Origin of the sequence: Chengkuizengella sediminis, assembly GCF_010078385.1 — a bacterium.
GTDB classification, from domain to species: Bacteria; Bacillota; Bacilli; order Paenibacillales; family KCTC-33759; genus Chengkuizengella; species Chengkuizengella sediminis.
The window spans coordinates 1-21,256 of sequence record NZ_SIJC01000012.1; the positions used below are offsets into that span (position 1 = coordinate 1).

Here is a 21,256-nt window from a genome sequence, read left to right on the forward strand (position 1 = left end):
TTTGGTTGATTTATAACTTCTAGGTTTGATGTCATGCCTCGATATAAATTAGAATCATTCAGGTTCATGACTTCACCTGTAAATTGAACTATATCGTTCGTTTCATTCGTTACAAGTAATAACCTACAATTTGTATCTTCAAGCATGTAGAGGATTCTATCTGTTGGGTATGTTGGATCAATCGGTACATAAGCTCCCCCAGCTTTCATAATTCCTAATACCCCGATAATCATCTCTATGGAGTGCTCCACCATAATGGCAACTAATTGATCAGGCCCTATCCCTTTGTTTTTCAACATTCGAGCTAGTTGATTCACCCGTCCATTTAATTCTTCATACGTCAACCGTTGATCTTCAAATTCGACTGCCACGTGATTAGGTGTTTTTTCTACTTGCTCTTCAAGTAGTTGAATCATCGTTTTATGTTTAGGATAATCTACAGTCGTATCATTCAACTCTACTAACTGCTGCTGTTTTTCTTGCTCAGTTAACATGTCAAACTCACCCAATGTAGCTTCTGGTTTCTCTATAATCTGTTCTGTTAATAAACTTAGGTGTGTGATCATCCTTTCGATCGTATCTTGTTTAAACAATTTCGTGCAATATTCGATATTAAGTAATAGCCCATCGGACTCTTCTCTTACCGTTAGTGTCAGGTCAAATTTTGAAATATGACTTTCCAGTGGATAAGGTTTAAAACTTAGGTTGTCCACCTTCATTTCTTTCATCTCTATGTTTAACATGTTAAACATGACACTGAATAATGGATTTCTGCTCATATCCCTCGTTAAGTTTAGACTTTCAAGTAGATCTTCCAATGGATAGTTTTCATTTTCGATAGCCCGTAATGTATTTTCCTTCACTTCAGTTAAAAAGGATGTGAATGTTTTGTCTGCTTCTGCTACATTACGAATGACTAATGTATTAACAAACATGCCAACAACCGGCTCTGTATCAACATGGGTTCTTCCTGCAGTTGGGGAGCCTACGATAATATCTTCTTGACCTGCATATTTGGACAACAGAATCGTGTATATTGCTAACAAAATCATATAAAGGGTCGTGTTTGTTTCTTTAGCCAACTCACCCAGTTTGGTGGTCATCCTTTTATCCAACTTAAAATGAAGATGATCTCCTTCAAAACTCTGAATGGATGGTCTCATATAATCTGTTGGTAGATTCAACACGGGCAACTCGTCAGAAAATTGATCTAACCAGTATTGCTTTTGTTTCTCCATCTCCTTGGTTGCGAACATTTCATTTTGCCAAACCGCAAAATCCTTATATTGTATTCGTAGATCTGGAAGATCTATTCCTTCATATAACTGTATAAAGTCTTGAATTAATAGGTTCATCGAAGTCCCATCTGAGATAATATGATGCATATCAAATACAAATAGATGTTGGTCTGTATCATATTGGATCAATTGCACTCTAAACAATGGGGCTCGACCCAACTTAAAGGGTTGAATAAACCCTGAGTCTAGTCTCTCTAGTTCGTGATGCTGAGCTTTCGTATATTGAATCTCAACGTCTACTTGATCATGGACTCGTTGTACCAGCTCATCCTCTAGCATTTCAAAGGAGGTTCTTAAACTTTCATGACGTTCCACTAAAGCATCCATTGCTTTTTCAAAACGCTTCTGGTTTAAATCCCCGGTGATTGTCATAACAGAGGGCATATTATAACTGGTATTGTGTTCTTCTAATTGCTGTAACACATACATTCGTTTTTGAGCCGAAGAGGCTGGGAATGTTTGCAGTTGCTCAAGTTGTGGAATGAAATGATATTGATGTTGATCTAATTGTTGTATTCGTTTTGAAAACTGTTCAATCGTTGGGAAAGTAAAAATATCTCTTAATGTCAAATTGACGTTCATTTCTTTATGCAACTTTGTAACAATTTGTACTGCTTTAATGGAATGACCACCTAATTCAAAGAAGTTATCTTTGATTCCAACAGTTTTTATATCAAGCACTTCTTCCCACAAAGATACAAGTTGACTTTCTAGTTTATTGCTTGGTGCTACATATTCTTCGACTTTTGTATATGAAACTTCCATTTTCAAAAGTGAATTCCGATCTATTTTCCCATTTGATGTAAGTGGGATTCTATCCACCTCTACCATATATGAAGGAATCATGTGAGAGGGAAGTTTTTCATACAAGCCCTCCACTATTTTGTCAACAGATGTTGATGTTTCTATAACAACAAACCCGCAAAGGTAACTATTATCAAACTTATCTATTTTATGAAGCACAACCGCCTCTTGAACGCCAATCTGTTCACTGATATTGGACTCAATTTCCCCTAATTCGATTCGATTGCCCCTAATCTTCACTTGTTGATCTATTCGTTCTATAAATTCAATATTTCCATCAGGTAACCACTTTGCCAAGTCACCTGTACGGTATATCCTTTTCTCAAGCTCAAAGGGGTGTGCTACAAATTTTTCATTCGTTAACTCTGGTTGATTCAAATAACCACGAGCTAAACCGTCCCCACTAATGCACAACTCTCCTACCACTCCGATTGGAAGCAGATTTAGATTAATATCTAATATGAACGCCTGATAATTTCTCATTGGTTTTCCTATCGATATGATAGCCCTACTATCATTCTCTCTGCACTGATAAATCAATGCATTAATAGTAGTTTCTGTAGGACCGTACATATTAAAAATTTGATCTGCATTCACATATTCCACTAACTTTTTATATAGTGATCCATGAAATGCTTCGCCTCCCAAAACGAAACGAGGAGTTGCAGTGTCAGGTTCTAGGTTCTTAACTATATGTTCCATTTGCGCAGGTACCATATCAATGAATTCAATATGATTATTTTGTACATATCGATAAAGAACATCATAGTTCGATTCCATTTCTACCGTCATTAAGTGTAAACATGCTCCACTACATAGTGCTGTATATATGTGTTGTAAAGATACATCAAATATGGATTTACTATACAACATGTGGTTTTTCATTTTGTAATATCCATGATCTTGAATTAATCCCAGCACTTGATTTGTTAAACTTAAATGCTCTACCATAACACCTTTTGGCAAACCAGTACTTCCTGAAGTATATAAGATATAGGCTAAATGATTTGTTCTAATTCCGACTTTGTTTATAACATTCTGAGCAGTTAACTCATCTATTATGTCTGTTATATATATTAATTTCCCTGAAAAATCTAAATTCATGGTTTCAATCGTTTTACGGTCTGTAATTAAATAATGACTTTTGCTATCATTTAATACATGTTTTATTCTCTCAGTGGGATAACTGCTATCAATAGGTAAGTAAACTCCTCCTACTTTATGAATGGCAAGTATAGAAGCTATCATTTCAATTGATCTTTCTAACATTAGACTCACAATAGTTTCAGTTTTCACTCCCTCATGAATTAGAAACTGTGCTATTGAATTTACCTTTTTGTCCAAATCTTCATATGTTATTTCTTCATCCGCATGCACAATGGCTTTATTTGTTGGATTCAACTTTAATTGTTCATCAAACAAATCAATTACGTTTTTTTCTTTAGAATATTCAACTTTTGTATCGTTAAATTCCACTAATAACTGATATTTTTCTTGTTTCGATATAATATCAATATCATCAAGTTTGATTTCAGGTTGTTCTACTATTTGTTCTATTAACAAACTAAAATGAACAATCAGACGTTCTATTGTTTCTCTTTTATATAATTTTGTGCAATATTCTACATTTAACTGGATTTCTCCAGCTTCTTCAGCCACACTTAAAGTCATATCAAATTGAGACACCTTATTCTCCAGTGGGTACGAGTGCATACTCAAACTCTCAAGCTTCATATCCTCAAATTCCATATTTAACATATTAAACATGACATTAAACAATGGATTTCTACTCGTATCTCTCTGTAGGTCTAAGTTTTCAATCAACTCTTCTAACGGGTAACTGTCATTTTCAATCCCTTGTAACGTATTTTCTTTTACCTCTTCTAAGAAGGACTGAAATGATTTATGACCTTTTGGAGCATTTCGCATCGCTAATGTATTTACAAACATCCCCATGATCGGTTCTATATCTGTATGATTTCTACCAGCGACAGGTGAACCTACTATAATATCTTCCTGACCGGTATATTTGTATAACAAAGTAGTATATGCTGCCATCATAATCATATACATCGTAGTGTTTGTTTGTATTGCCATCTGTTTAAGCTTAGAAGTTACCGTTTGATTCAAGCGAAAATCAAGATGATCCCCTTCGAAGCTCTGCATAGGCGGTCTTGTATAGTCCGTTGGCAAATTTAATACAGGGAGTTCATCTGCAAATTGAGTTAACCAATATTGTTTTTGTTTTTCCATCTGTCCTGTTGTAAACAACTCGTCCTGCCAAACTGCAAAATCCTTATATTGAACTCTTAAAGACGGCAATTCGTTTCCTTCATAAAGCTGTACAAAATCTTGAAGCAGGATATTCATAGAAGTGCCGTCAGAGATAATATGATGCATGTCCAATAAAAAGAAATGTTTTTCTTTGTTTATTTCAATAAGACTCACTCTTAACAATGGGGCTTCTGTTAAATCAAAAGACTGTACAAATGCTGATGTCAGTGTTCCCAATTCAAGTTCTTCTGCTTTTTTATAACTAATCTCAAAATCTATTTCTGAATGAATACGCTGAACAGGTTCTCCCTCAACCACTTCAAATGAGGTGCGTAAGCTTTCATGATGAGAAATTAAACCATAAATCGCCTTTTCAAATCTTGCTCTATTTAAATCACCTTTAATCTCCATAACTGAAGGCATGTTATAACTTTTGTCAGCGCCTTCTAACTGTTGTAACACATACAATCGTTTTTGCGCTGATGATGTGGGATATACTTCTCGTGTTTCAGCTTGTCGTAAAGACTTCATTTGAAGTTTATCTAATTGCTGCAAACATTTAGCTAGTTGTATTATGGTAGGATGTTCAAATATATCCTTTAAGCTAACCGACACCTCCATCTCTTTTTGGATGATGGAGATTAATTGCACTGCCTTTAACGAATGTCCACCCATCTCAAAGAAGTTATGTTGAATGCCTATACCATCAACACCAAGCACTTTTTCCCACAAAGATACTAGCTGGCTTTCTAATTCATTTCTTGGAGCGACATACTCTATTCCGGTATTCATGATACCTTCAGGTTGTGGTAGAGCTTTTCGATCAATTTTCCCATTCGGAGTTAAAGGCATTTTTTCTAATTGAACGAAAAAGGATGGAATCATATATTCTGGCAAAAACTTGGATAAACATTCTCTTAACTGTGCAGAATTCACTTGTGTATTACAAATCAAATAAGCACATAGTGTTTTTTCTCCTGTTCCATTTTCTTTTACAGTAACAACTGACTCCATGATTTCTGAATGTTTAAGAAGGTGGCTTTCAACTTCTCCCAACTCAAAGCGAAATCCCCTTATTTTCACTTGATGATCAATTCGTCCTAAATATTCAATATTCCCATCAGATGTCCATCTGGCTAAATCCCCAGTTTGATACATTAGTTCTCCTGGTTTATACGGATTCGAAACAAATTTTTCTGCTGTGAATTCAGGGAGATTCAAATATCCTCTTGCTACTCCACTACCACTTATGCAAAGTTGTCCACTTACTCCTATTGGAAGTAGATTGTTAAATTTATCTACAATATAAATTCTCGAATTTGCGATGGGTTTTCCAATAGGTATATTACTTTCATTTCCTTGAACTAAATAGGTAGTTGTATCCACAGTACATTCTGTTGGACCGTATACATTCGTTATCCTCACATCAGAAAACCCATTTAATACCTGTCTAACTTGCTTAATGTTTAGAATCTCTCCGCCAATGATTAAATGTTTGAGTTTACACTCTTCTCTATTTTCTATGAAGTAACTCATCATACTTATATGAATGGGGGTGCCGTCAGATATATCTATACTGTTTTTTTCATAAAAGTTTAATAGTTCTTCCCCATTATTTCTTGTATTCTCAGGAACTAGATGTAATGTATGACCTTTTGTTAAAGCTACAAATATTTGTTTTACAGATGCATCAAAATAATACGGTGCTACCAATGCAACATTTAGTTCATTGTTATACATGGAGTAAATACTCTTATTTAATGCTAACACCAGATTGTTCACACTGTTATGCTCAATCATTACCCCTTTAGGGTTACCTGTTGTTCCGGAAGTGTATAAAACATAGGCTAAATGACTTGCATTATTTATTGTTTCTAAATTAAATGAATCCCCTATAAATAATTCCTTGTTTAACAAATCTAAGGTCTGTCCATCAAACTCTATGTCACCCAACAATTTTTCTGTAGTTAGCAGTATATTGCTCCCACTATTCTTCAACATATACTCTATTCGCTCTTTGGGGGAGCCTGGATCAATGGGGACATAAGCGCCCCCAGCCTTTAATATCCCATAAATTCCTATAATCATTTCCAAGGAACGTTCTACCATCATACCTACCAGTTCGTCCGCTTGTACTCCCTTATTTCTTAGTACATTTGCAAGTTGATTTGCCTTTTCATTCAGTTGTTGATACGTCAACTTCTGATCTTCAAACACCACAGCAATGTTATTTGGAGTTTTTGCTGCCTGTTCCTCAAACTGCTCATGAATGGTTTTATATTTACAATAATTTTCGGATGTATCATTGAATTGCACCAACAACTGATGTTTTTCTTGTTCAGTTAACATGTCCAGATCCTGTATTAATTTATCAGGATTAGTTGCTAATTGCTCAACTAATAATCCCAGATGATGAACCATCCGTTCCATTGTTTCTTTTTTAAAGAGTTTTGAACAATATTCCAATTTGAAGGAAAGCTCCTCATTATCTTCTATCACCGTTAAAGTCATATCAAATTTTGAAATTCTGCTCTTCATTGGGTATGGTTGAAAGCTTAAATCTTCTAACTCCACTTCCTGCTGTTCCATATTTAACATATTAAATAACACGCTAAACAATGGATTTCTACTCATATCCCTTTTTAAGTCTAAGTTTTCTATTAACTCTTCCAACGGATAACTCTCATTTTCTATCGCTCTCAATGTATTTTCTTTCACTTCCGCTAAAAAGGCGTTGAATGACTTGATCCCCTCAGGTTGATTTCTCATAGCCAATGTATTTACAAAAATACCCACAATTGGATCTAGATCTACATGGTTTCTTCCTGCAATCGGTGAGCCTACGATAATGTCTTCCTGCCCAGAGTATTTGGACAATAAAATGGTATAAGCTGATAACAACACCATGTAAAGTGTTGTATTTGTTTTTTGAGCAAGTTGATTTATTTTATTTGTGAACGTATAATCCCAATGAAATTCAATATGGTCTCCTTCAAAACTTTGTATTGAAGGTCTTAAGTAATCAGTTGGTAGATTTAACACAGGTAATTCACCTGCAAATTGATTTAACCAATATTGTTTTTGTTTTTCCATTTGTTTTGTCTCAAACAACTCATTCTGCCAAACTGCAAACTCCTTATATTGAACTCTTAGAGGAGGAAGATCTACTCCTTCATATAACTGCACAAAATTTTGTACCAAGATGTTCATGGAGAAGCCGTCTGAGATAATATGATGCATATCCAATAAAAAGAGATGTTCATCTTGAACCGTTTGGATAAGACCTATTCTAAACAGTGGCACTTGTGTTAAATCAAAGGGTTGAATAAACCTAGATACAAGATCATCTAGTTCATGTATATCCGTTCTTTCATAAGATATCTCAATGTTCATAGGTAAATGAACTCGCTGAACAAGTTCTCCCGCTTCCATTTCAAATGATGTGCGCAAACTTTCATGACGAGAAATCAAGCCTCTGATGGCATTTTCAAATCGAGTTCGATTTATGTCACCCTTAATTGTCATCATCAAAGGCATATTATAACTATTATTTGTTTTTTCCATTTGTTGCAAAATATACATTCTTTTTTGTGCTGAAGAAACAGGATAAGTTTCCCTTTTTTCTATCTGAGGGATTGATGAAAATTCACTTTTTTCCAATTGTTGAATATGTAAAGCAAGCTCTGTTATGGTTGGATGTGAAAAAAGGTCTTTTAAAGTTAATGATATACCCATTTCTTTATGAATTTTAGAGATCATCTGCACTGCTTTTAAAGAATGACCACCAAATTCAAAAAAATTATTTTGAACACCGAGACTTTTTGTTCCTAAAATCCCTTCCCACAATCTAACTAAATCACTTTCCATTTCATTACTTGGAGCAATGTACTGTACATTTGTATTATTCTCTGGTTTAGGAAGCGCTTTTCGATTGATCTTCCCATTTGGTGTTAGAGGTATTTTTTCTATTTTCACAAAATAAGTTGGAACCATATATTCTGGTAAAGATTGTGACAAATGTGCTCTTAACTGAGTTGAATTCATTTCTTTTTTGCAAACAACATAAGCACATAAATTTTTGTCCCCTAATTCATCATCTTGAACCATGACGACAGATTCAATGATTTCTGGATGTTTTAAAAGCTGACTTTCAATTTCCCCTAATTCTATACGATAACCTCTAATTTTAACCTGAAAATCAATACGTCCTAAATATTCAATATTTCCATCTGGCAACCATCTCGCTAAATCACCCGTTCGGTACATCCGCTCTCCTTGATGAAAAGGGTTAGAAACAAATTTATCTGCTGTAATTTCAGGTTTAAATAAATAACCTCTGGCTAATCCGAATCCAGATATACACAGTTCACCAGGAACACCAACAGGTACTAACTGGTCATTAGAATCTAGCAGATAGATTTGATTATTAACTAGAGGTTTTCCAATAGGCACATTCCTACCCACTACTTTATGAGAGCCAAATTTATAAAAATTAGAACAAATAGTAGCTTCCGTTGGTCCATAACCATTTATGATTTGCATGGAATCGTTAAGCATCATATATTTATCTAATACTTCGTCTTTAATTGGTTCAACTCCTACTAACATCTTATTAAGTGACACGTGTTGATTAGTTTCTAATAATTGGGCTAATTCAGGTAAAATTGTTGGTGGAATGTAAGCAAAGGTGATGTCCTCATTTATAATCGTTTGTTGTAACAAATGGATATCTAGTGTTTTATGAAAATCAAACAAAACAAGGCGAGCACCCAACATCAAAGGTAAAAAAATTTCACCTACACTTACATCAAAGGAAATATTTGTTAAGCTTAAACATCTATCCTTAACGTCTATTTGTCTATTAAATTGATCATATATAGCCTCAATAAAGTTGTGTAGAGCCAAGTGCTCTACCATCACTCCTTTAGGTTCCCCTGTAGAACCTGAAGTATAAATAACATAGGCTAGATCATGAGATTTAGTCATTGAAAGTCTATTGTTTGAATCACCTTGGTATAACTCCTTGTTCTCTAAATCTATGACCTCTCCATCTTCAATCTTAATTTGATTGAAGTAGCGAGTTTGAGTTAAAACCCATTTGGAACGACTGTCTTTTAACATATACTGAATTCTTTGTTCTGGATGTGACGGATCTATGGGTACATAGGCTGCACCTGCTTTAAGAATGCTTAATATCCCTATGATCATTTCTAGAGAACGGTCTGCCATAATAGCAACTAATTCATTAGCCTGTACACCTTTGTTATTTAAACTTTGTGCCAATTGATTTGCTTTTTCATTTAATTGTTTATAGGTCAGCTTTTGTTCTTCAAACACAACCGCAACCTCATCTGGTGTTTTCTCTACCTGAGCCTCAAACAACTCATGAATGGTTATTTCTTTGGAAAAATCCAATTTTTCATTATTAAATTGATGCAATATCTGCTCTTTTTCTTCACTTGTTACCAATTCAACTTCTCTCAATGTGATAGTTGGATTTTCTACAACTTGGGACAAAATATGTTCCACATGTTTTGAAAATCGCTCCATATCAATCATTGAGTATTCATTCTCGTTATAATTTACAGTTAAGTATAGGTGATTATCGTTATTTATAATTATTTTCACATGACTATCAATCATTTCAGCAGACTGTAAATCATGGATGTTTTCATACAAAACAGCCACTTCAAATGTTTTATTTTCATTCATTGGAATTTTCAACTTTAAATCCTCTAAAATACGATTCAGTGGATAATTAGCATGTTTATAGGCTCCAACGATTGAGCTTTGAACCTCTAACACTAAATCTCTAAAACTTTTTTCAGAATCTACTGAATCACATATCGCTAAAAAAAGATGATCTTTCTCTTGATCTTCGAATGTTTTATCTAAAGTAGTTCCAATGGTAATATGATTTATTCCTGTATATTTATAAATACATATTTTAACTGCCGACAGGATAAAGATGAACAAAAGTTGATCAGAATGATTACAAATCTTCAAAAGTTTATGATATGTCATATCGTTAACTTTTGTTTGAATTGTGGATTCATTTTCCACATCACTTTGTTTCATTACATTGGAAGAATAAAAGGGAATATAAGTCTCTGTATTCCAATCTGATAACTTAGACATCCAATATTCTCGTTCCTTTATTCTTTTTTTATCATATAGTAACATTCTGTATCCCTCCGCTTTAAAATTGAAATGGGGCTTCATATATATCTGTTTTAATTTTCTCTTTTCTAGAATGAAAGTCCCCCTCAATCTCATCTATTTTGATGTCTAAATTTTGAGTAATGTTGTTAAGTAGATGTTCATAATGTTTAAATATTTTCTGTATAGTTGCTTTTGTAAAAAGCTGTGTTGCATATTCCACATTGAAAGATAATTTATCATCTTCCTCATTTACTACCAACATCAAATCAAATTTTGAAATCGTTGTTTGTAGTTCAGAGGGTTCAATTTCGATATCATTCATAATTAATTTTTCTTGATCAAAATTTTGAAATACAAACATCGTATCAAACAAAGGATTGCGACTTAAATCACGATCCATATCTAATTCCTCAACTAACTTTTCAAAAGGATACTCTTGGTTGGAGAAAGCAGTAATGGACTCTTCTTTCACTTCAGATAATAGACTTCTGATTGTTTTATCCCCTTTAGGAAAATTTCGCATGGCTAAAGTATTTACAAAGGCACCCATCACTTGATTAAGGTCAGCATGTGCTCTACCCGCAACAGGAGTTCCTACAATGATATCTTCCTGTCCAGTAATTTTATACAATAAAACATTGTAAATGGTTAGAAGTAACATAAACATCGTGCTTTCTGACGTTTGTAAAACTTCTCTCAATTGTTCAACTACTTCTTTTTCTAATTTAAACTTAATTTGATCTCCTTCAAAACTTTGCAATTTAGGTCTTTCAAAATCTGTTGGCAAATTCAGTATAGGTATTTCTCCTTTATAACGTTCCAACCAAAACTTTTCCTGGGCATTCATATGGGTTGTATTAAATTGTTCATTTTTCCATACTGCGTAGTCTTTATACTGGATTCGCAGCTCTGGTAGAGTTGTTTTCTGATATAACTTGATAAAATCCTTAACTAATATATTGATAGAAACACCATCTGCGATAATGTGATGCATATCAATGAAAAAGAGATGTTCTTCTTTATGTTTCTCAATGAGAACGACTCGAAATAATGGACCTTCACTTAAACGAAATGGTTTTATCAGCTCAGACATGAATTCATTCAATTCTATTTCTACTAATGATCTAAAATTAATCTCATAATTTATTTGATCATGTACACGCTGAACTGGTTCCTCATCTTTCATCTCAAATGTAGTTCTCAAACTTTCGTGACGAAGAACAAGTTCATGAACAGCTTCCTCAAATTTAGTTCGATTTAACACACCTTTCATCACCATTACTGAAGGAATGTTATAACTTGTATTGTTGACATCAAGTTGCTGCAACACAAAAAGTTGTTTTTGAGACGGTGATAAAGGATACAATTCTTTTGATTCAGCCTGTGGAATTGAAACAAACTCACTCTTATCTAATTGTTGAATTCGTCTGCTTAACTGTTCTATGGTAGGATTCATAAATAGTTCATTTAAACTCATTAAAATTTTCATCTCTTTATGCATCATCGAAATGAACTGAAGAGCTTTTAAAGAATGTCCACCTAACTCAAAAAAGTTATGTTGAATGCCTATCCCTTCTATCCCAAGTATTGTTTCCCATAAATATACAAGCTGATTTTCTAAATCATTCCTTGGAGCTAGATACTCTATGTCTGAATTCAGGATGACCTCAGGTTCTTGCAAGGATTTCCGATCTATTTTTCCACTTGAAGTTAATGGCATTTCTTCTAATTGTATAAAATAGGTTGGAATCATATAATCAGGCAAAGAGGTTGATGCATATTCTCTTAATTCCTTCATATTCATTTTTCGGTTACAAATTAAGTAAGCACATAAGGTTTTGTCTCCCGCTTCACCTTCTTTTACAGTGACTAAACACTCATTAATCTCTGAATGTTGTAATAGCTGATGTTCTATCTCCCCCAACTCAATACGGAATCCTCGGATTTTCACCTGGTGATCTAATCTTCCCAAATATTCAATACTTCCATCAGATAACCAACGAGTTAAATCACCTGTTTTGTACAATTTCCCTCCTGGTTGATAAGGATTCTCCACAAATTGTTTTTTTGTTAATTCAGAGCGATTTAAGTAACCTCTAGCTACTCCCACTCCTGAGATGTGTAATTCTCCAGCAACACCAACAGGACATAAATTTGAATATTCATCCAAAATGTAACATTGTACATTGTTTAAAGGTCTACCTATGGGTACGTTAACGCCTACCTGATGCGTGATTTCATGTTTGGTTGCATAGATCGTCGTTTCCGTGGGACCATAAATATTTTTAAGTTCTACCTGGCTAGTTAGTTTATAGAAATCATCTGCTATGTTACTTGGGACGGCTTCACCTGCTAAAAATACATACTTTAATACATTGAACATACTGATATTTTCTCGATTTAATATACTGAGTAGACTATTAAACATAGAAGGTACAAAATTAATATGAGTTACATTATATTTTTCAATACTACTTAAAATTTCATAAGGATCTTTTTCCTTACCATTTTTTAATATGGCTAGTTTACCACCACACAGGTAGTATCCAAACAACTCTGTAACCGATACATCAAATGTATATGTTGTTTTCAATAAATAGGTATCTTTTTCAATTAATGGATATGCATCCTGCATACCTAACAGTGTATTTATCACACTTTTGTGTTCTACCAGAACTCCCTTTGGATTTCCTGTTGATCCAGAAGTATAAATGACATACGCTAATTGGCTATTTTCTGCATTATTGTCCAAATTATTCTTATCCAAGTGATATATGCTTTCATCTTTTAAGTTCACAACGTCTAAATCATTCGTTGGATTGAACATCCACTCATCTTGAACTAACAGTGTATTAATTCCACTGTCCTGTATGATGAAGTGTATTCTTTCCTCAGGATAATTTGGATCAATAGGTAAATAGGCACCTCCAGCTTTGAGGATTGCATAAATACCTATGATCATTTCTATTGATCTTTCTGCCATGATTCCAACAATAGTCTCTGATTGAATCGATTTTTCTCTTAATGTTCGTGCGAGTTGATTCGCTTTTTCATTTAATTCTCTATAAGTCAACTGTTGATCTTCATATACCACAGCAATATTATTTGGTGTTTTCTCTACTTGCTTCTCAAATAACCCATGTATCATTTGCCCCTTTGGATATTCATTTGATGTATTGTTAAACTCGACTAACAACTGATGCTTTTCTTGTTTAGGTAGAATATCAATGTCTCTAATTCTAATTTTAGGTTGTTCTAAAATTTGTCTCACAAATATTTCAAGATGATTAACCATCCGTTCAATTGTTTCTTTTTTAAATAACTTTGTACAATATTCCATACTCAAGAAAAGTTCTTCAGCTTCTTCTATCACTGTCAATGTAAGGTCAAATTTGGCAACTTTATTCTCAATAGGATACGGAGTAAAATTTAAACCCTCACGATTCATTTCACGTAATTCCACATTTAACATATTGAATAAAACACTAAACAATGGGTTTCGGCTTGTATCTCTTTGTAAGTTCAGAGAATCAATTAACTCTTCTAATGGATAACTTTCATTTTCAATTGCACAAAGCACATTCATTTTTACTTCTTCTAAAAGTTTTTTAAATGTTTTGTGACCTTCTGGTGCATTTCGCATAGCTAAGGTATTAACAAACATTCCCATTACGGGCTCTATATCTGGATGAGCTCTTCCTGCAACTGGAGAACCTACAATAATATCTTCCTGACCTGTATATTTAGATAAAAGTGTTGTGTAAGCCGTTAACAATACAATGTATAAGGTAGAATCTGTTTCTTTCGCTAATCGCGTAAGTTTGTTAGTAATATTTTTACCCCAATGAAAATCAACACGGTCCCCTTCAAAACTTTGCATTACAGGTCTTATATAATCCGTAGGTAAGTTAAGTACAGGAATTTCATCAGAAAAACGCTCCAACCAATACTGTTTCTGTATCTTCATTCTATCTGTTGACGTCTGTTCAATTTGCCATGCAGCAAAATCTTTATATTGAATGTGTAACTCAGAAAGACTATTTCCTTCATATAGTTGAACAAAGTCCTTAATAAGTATGTTCATGGAAGTACCGTCTGAGATAATATGGTGCATATCGAATAAGAAAATATATTCCTCAAAATCAACTTGTATAAGGCTTACTCGAAACAATGGTGCTTGACTTAAATTAAAAGGTTGAATAAATGATGAAACCACTTGATCTACTTCATGTCTCACTACTTTCTTATAAGTAATATCTAAATTAATTTCATCATGAATACGTTGTACTGGTTCTCCCTCGATCATTTCAAATGATGTCCTCAAACTTTCATGACGTTTTATTAGGGATTTCAAAACATGCTCAAATCGACTCCGCTCTAAATTCCCCTTGATTCTCAAAACAGAAGGCAAATTATAACTTGTCGAGCTTTCTAATTGTTGTAGTACAAACATCCTTTTTTGTGCAGACGATAGCGAATAAACTTCTTTAGATTCAACCTGAGGGATTGGTGAATAATTTCTCTCATCTAATTCCTCTATTCTCTTAACCAACTTTTCAATTGAGGTATTTGTAAAGATATCCGTTAGAGTAAGTTGTATTCCTAATTTTTTTTGCAACTTAGATACGATCTGTACTGCAAATAAGGAATGTCCGCCTAATTCAAAGAAATTATCTTTAATACCAACCGGTTCCACTCCAAGTCCTTCTTCCCATAAGGAAACAAGCTGACTTTCTAGTTCATTTGTTGGTGCAACATATTCCACACCAACTCTATTATTAATATCCGGTTCAGGCAGTGCCTTTCGATCAACTTTTCCATTCGGAGTTAAGGGCATTTGTTCAAGTTGAACAAAAATGGCCGGGATCATAAAATCAGGTAAACTTTGCGATAAATATTCTCTTAATTGGGTGACATTTAATTCTTTATTACATACTACATAAGCACATAGTTGTTTATCCGTTCCCTCTCCTTTTACAACGATGATCGATTCCTCGATGTCTTTATGATCTAAAAGACGACTTTCAATCTCTTCTAATTCAATTCGCATGCCTCTGATTTTCACTTGGTAATCGATGCGACCTAAATATTCAAGATTACCATCAGGTAACCTTTTCACTAAATCACCCGTACGATATACTTTCTCCCCTAATTTATAAGGGTTTTCCACAAATTTTTCCAATGTTATTTCATCTGCGTTAAAATACCCTTTTGCTAAACCTGTTCCACCTATACACAATTCTCCAGCAACACCAGTCGGCATTAAAGTTAAATTTTTATCCATGACATATAACTCTGTATTATAAACAGCTTTACCAATAGGTACATTCGTTTTGATATAATCTTGTTTGTTTACACGATAATAAGAAGATACATCTGTACATTCCGTTGGTCCATAAGTATTAACCAATTCAACCTCTTTATTTGTGAATAGCCATGACTGTAGTTTATTCATATTAATCGGCTCTCCACCTAAAAACACTTTTCTTAGACTTTTTAATCGAACAAACTGAGAATCATGATTAAAATCAATCAAAGGATAAAATGCACTTGGTGCACAGTTGATTAAGGTAATCCCATTGTGAGCAACTACGTCCGACATAACATTATAATCATACAAACCTGGATAGTAGACATGTAATTGTCCACCCTTAATCAAGGCACTGAACAAGTTCTTTTGTGCCAGGTCAAAACTGGATGGTGCCATTAGCAATAACTTATCTTGTTCATGGATATGGAATTCAGATGTATACCAATGAAGTAAATTTACAAATGCATGGGACTTTACCATTACCCCTTTTGGATTACCTGTAGAACCTGACGTGTACAACACATAAATCAACTGTTCAGGATCATATGGCAACTCTAAATTGTGTGTTGGTAAATCTTGTTGGTGTAATACATCTTCAATACATACAACCATAGATTCAATATTCGTTAGATTAGCTTGCAGACGGTGTTGTGTCAGTAGTACCGACGTATTGGAATGTTGTAACAAGTATTGAATTCGTTCCTGTGGGTAATCTGGATCAATCGGAACATAAGCTGCCCCGGCTTTTAAAATGCCTAATACTCCTATGATCATATCCAGAGATCGTTCTACCATTATTCCAACAATGGATTGTGTCCGCACACCATTTTGTTTCAAATACCAAGCAATTTGATTTGCTTTAGCATTAAGCTCAGTATAGGACAACTTTATATCACCAAAAACTACAGCTATTTGATCAGGTGTTTTTTCAACTTGTTCTTCAAAAAGTGCATGAACTGACTTTTCCAGTGGATAGTTCATGGTTGTTTCAGTAAATCTATTTAATTCATCTTGTACTTCTCTTTCAGATAGTAATTCAATATCACCAAGCTTGATTTCAGGTTGTTCAACAACTTGTTCAACTAATAATCCTAAGTGATCAATCATTTGTTGAATTGTTTCTTTCTTAAATAACTTTGTACAATATTCTGTACTGAGAAGAAACCCATCTCCTTCTTCAATTACATTCAACATGATATCTGCATAAGATGCTTTATTTTTAATAGGATAAGGATGAAAACTTAAGTGTTCTAATTTCATTTCCTGTATCTCCATATTTAACATGTTGAACAAAACACTAAACAACGGGTTTCTACTTGTATCTCGCTGTATAGATAAATTATCAATCACATTTTCGATTGGATAGTTCTGATGATCAATAGCATGAAGTGCACTTTCTTTTACTTCTTGTAAAAAAACTTTAAATGTCTTATTACTTTTTGGAGTATTTCGCAGCGCTAATGTATTTGCAAACATTCCCATAATAGGTTCAATATCTATGTGAATTCTACCAGCTATTGGGGAGCCAACTATTATATCTTCCTGACCAGAATATTTAGATAGCATCGTTGTAAAAGCAGCTAACATTACCATATAAACCGTGCTACTTGTCTCCTTTGCAAGCTGATAAACCTTTTCAGTCATCTTTTTATCCCAATGGAAATCAATGCGATCTCCATCAAAACTTTGCATCACAGGTCTTACATAATCCGTTGGTAAATTTAATATCGGCACCTCATCAGCAAATTGATTTGACCAATATTGTTCTTCTTTTTTTAACTTGCCCTGAATTATTTGTTCATTTTGCCAATGAGCATAATCCTTATATTGAATTCTGAGATTAGGCATTGTTTTTTCTTCATAATACTGAATGAAATCTGATACTATGATATGCATGGATGTACCATCTGAAATAATATGATGAATATCAAATAGAAAAAGATGTTCTTCTTCATCTACCTGGATAAGACTCACTCTAAACAAAGGTGACTGACTTAAATCAAATGGTTGAATAAAACTAGAAATCAAATGATCAATTTCATCTTTCTCAGCTTTTTGATAATCTATATTGAAGTCAATATGCGTATGAATACGTTGTACTGGTTCTCCATCAGCCATTTCAAATGAGGTTCGTAAACTTTCATGATGTGAAATTAAACCTCTTAAAGCCTCTTCGAATTTTGCTTTATTTAACTGACCCTTTATGATCATTGCTTTAGGCATATTATAGTTTGTTTGTTTACCATCCAACTGGTGTAAAATATACATTCTTTTTTGAGCGGAAGATAAGTGATAAACTTCACTAGATTCAACTTTGGGGATTTCAATCTTTTCTCTTTCCTCTAATTGTTGATCTAATGAATTTTGAATGTATATCGCTAATTTTTGTATTGTTTCATGTTGAAGCAAATCAGTTACGCTAACTGTAATGTTACTTTTCTGACTGATTTGATTTACTATTTTTAAGGCTAAGATTGAATCTCCTCCTAAATCATAAAAAGGAGCATGAATATCTATCTCTTTAAAACCTAAAATTTCTCCCCATGCCTGCGCCACCGTTTTTTCTACCTCAGTTAACTCGTCTATTTCTCTTCCTATTATTTTAACTTCTCTCTCTACTTTGCTTTTAATCTGCGGTTCTGGCTGTAAATTTTCTACTGCTGGCAGCTCTAACCAACACCTAATATTTTCAAAACAATAAGTTGGTAAGCTGATTTTTCTTCTATGTTGACCATCGTAAAACAACTCCCAATCAATGTCTTCTCCATGTACATATGCTATACATGTCTCTATTAAATCCTTTTCTTCTCTTTGATCAGATGAAGGAGTGAATTCTACTTTCTTTTTATCACTATGTTTTGTTTTATGTTCACCATAAAATACATTTTTATAATCTTGATTAATCCCGCTATCTTTTTCAAGCATATTTAATTTCAATTTAAAATCTTCTACATCAGTAATTAACATTGCTAATCGATATGTATAATGTCCACGACCAGTATTGGCTGTATAACATAGATCATTCAGATTCACATATTCTTCTCTAGTAATAAAATTTTTATATTGTTTTATTAAACTATTTAATGAAGTTTTACTTTTAGCAGATAATGTAAACACATTTATAGATTGATTAATTAAGTTTTCTTGACCTTCCGTTTCGATCACTTCTGAAAATACATTTTCCTCTTCTAAAATAACGTGACAATTCGTCCCACTCATTCCGAAAGCACTTACACCAGCTCTTCTAGGGTAGTCTGTTTTCTCCCATTTTCTTAATTGACTATTTATGAATACAGGAGATGATATAAAATCAATTTCTGAGTTAGATTGATTAAAATGTAACATTGGTGGAATTTTGGCATGATGAAGAGCTAAAACCGCTTTCAATAACCCTGCTATACCGGCTGCATTATCTAAATGGCCAATATTTGTTTTTACTGCACCTATTGCACAAAACTGTTTTTGATCTGTGAATTTTCTATAGGCTCTTGTTATTGCGTCTATTTCAATTGGATCTCCTAATTTCGTTCCAGTTCCATGAGCCTCAAAATATGAAATCGTTTCTGGATTAACATCTGCATCCTGCAAAGCTTGTACTATAACTTCTTCTTGGGCTAAGACATTAGGTGCTGTAATGCCTATGGAGCTACCATCCTGATTTACTGCACTACCTTTTATCACCGCATAGATATGATCCTTATCCTGTTGTGCTTTACTTAATGGTTTTAGCAATAATGCAATTGAACCTTCACCAGTTCCCGTACCATCAGATTGATGATCAAAAGTTCTAGCTCTTCCATCAGAGGACTCTATCCCAATTTTAATATTTTTATCAAATGGTAGAATATTTACATTGACACTCCCTACAAGTGCCTGATCACAATCGCCGTTTTGAATCGCTTGGCAAGCAACATGGACAGCAACCAAAGAAGAAGAACAAGCCGTATCAATACAAAGAGCTGGACCCTTTAAATCTAGTAAATATGAAATTCTACTTGCAAGAATAGAAGTTAAATTCCCTGGTATCGCCATAGACAGAGCATCTGGTTCAACTTCAGCAATGAAGTTTTTATAATCAACAAAAGCATCTGCATTATAACCCACATACACTCCTGTTTTGCTACCTTTTAACTTATCTCCTCCATATCCTGCATCTTCAATCGTTTTCCAAGTAGTTTCTAAAAATAAACGTTGATTTGGATTCATTAAACTTGCTTCTTTTGGAGACAGTCCAAAAAATTTATAATCAAATTTATCTATTTCCTCAAGATATGCACCTTCATAAAACTGCATATTATTTTCCTTTTGAACTAAGGGGCGAATATCTTTCAATCGATTTTTGGGAAAGGTATGGACACAATCTTTTCCATTCATTAAATTTTCCCAAAATTTTGTTTGATCAGATGACATAGGTAAATTTGCTGAAATACCTATGATGGCAACATCCTTTAAGGAAACCTCTTTAATACTTTCGTCTAGCTGCTCTTCACTAGATTCTAGTAAGTTTAACTCTAGCATGTGACCCCTCCTAGTTAATTGAGTTTATGATAAAAATTAATTTTAAGTTAAGTAGATGGAGTTGCTGCTTCTGTTTCAATTTGCCTCGTTGAAGTTGACTGTCTTTGCTTCCATAGTGCAACCATCGTTCCAATTAATACAATTGAACTGACAAAAATAAGCGTGATAGAAGTCCAACCATATTCGTAGTTCATCTCTCTTAAAATGAAATAAGTTGCGAATAAACTAAATTCAATAGCAATCGTTGCCCAAATTGATTCATACCAGATGAAAACCAAATTAAAAATAATAGCGCCTAACATTCCGTAAATTGTAAGTATAATATCCCATTGAAAAAATAAATAACCGTATATTAAACCATTAATGACAATAGCTAAAGGTAACCATAATACACTTCTTAATTGATTAAAGATCATGCCTCTAAAAAATATTTCTTTATAAATCGCATGCAGTGCAACAAAGAAAATAACTAAAATTGCATTACCGGATAATAAGAATTTAAATAATGTTTGGAATATCGGAAATGAATCTTTTATGTATGGAATTTGAGTAATAGACATCACCCAAGTTCCCATGCTTACTCCTAATAATAAACAAAGGGCTGCCGTTTTTTTCTTAATTTTTACAAACTGACTAATTTGAAATAAACTTTTTTTATGCATAAAATAAATGATTATAAAGTAAATTGGCAAAGCAATAACATCATGTAATATTAGAAATAAAGGACCAAAATTTTCATTTATAAAAGACTCTAAAAATGAAATATTTAATTTTTCATAATAAAAATATTCAACAGACAAAATAATTACGCTATATAAGGCAATATAAATCACCAATATACCAAGCATTTGATAAAATTTTTCTCTTTTATTCGTTCCGTTTTCCAATA

General features: G+C 33.5%; 3 protein-coding genes. All 3 read right to left on the reverse strand.

Going from position 1 to position 21,256, the window contains the following annotated elements:
• The coding region (locus EPK97_RS18185; protein WP_240903879.1) for a non-ribosomal peptide synthetase at nt 1-10,559 on the reverse strand (10,559 nt) is incomplete at its 3' end.
• A 16-nt stretch (nt 10,560-10,575) separates the two neighbouring features.
• Nucleotides 10,576-20,367, reverse strand: a complete 9,792-nt coding sequence (locus tag EPK97_RS18190; protein ID WP_162038058.1) for a non-ribosomal peptide synthetase — start codon at nt 20,365-20,367, stop codon at nt 10,576-10,578.
• Nucleotides 20,368-20,414: 47 nt separating this feature from the next.
• Nucleotides 20,415-21,254: a CPBP family intramembrane glutamic endopeptidase gene (locus EPK97_RS18195; protein WP_162038059.1), complete on the reverse strand. Its 840-nt coding sequence runs from the start codon at nt 21,252-21,254 to the stop codon at nt 20,415-20,417.
• Nucleotides 21,255-21,256 lie beyond the last annotated feature (2 nt).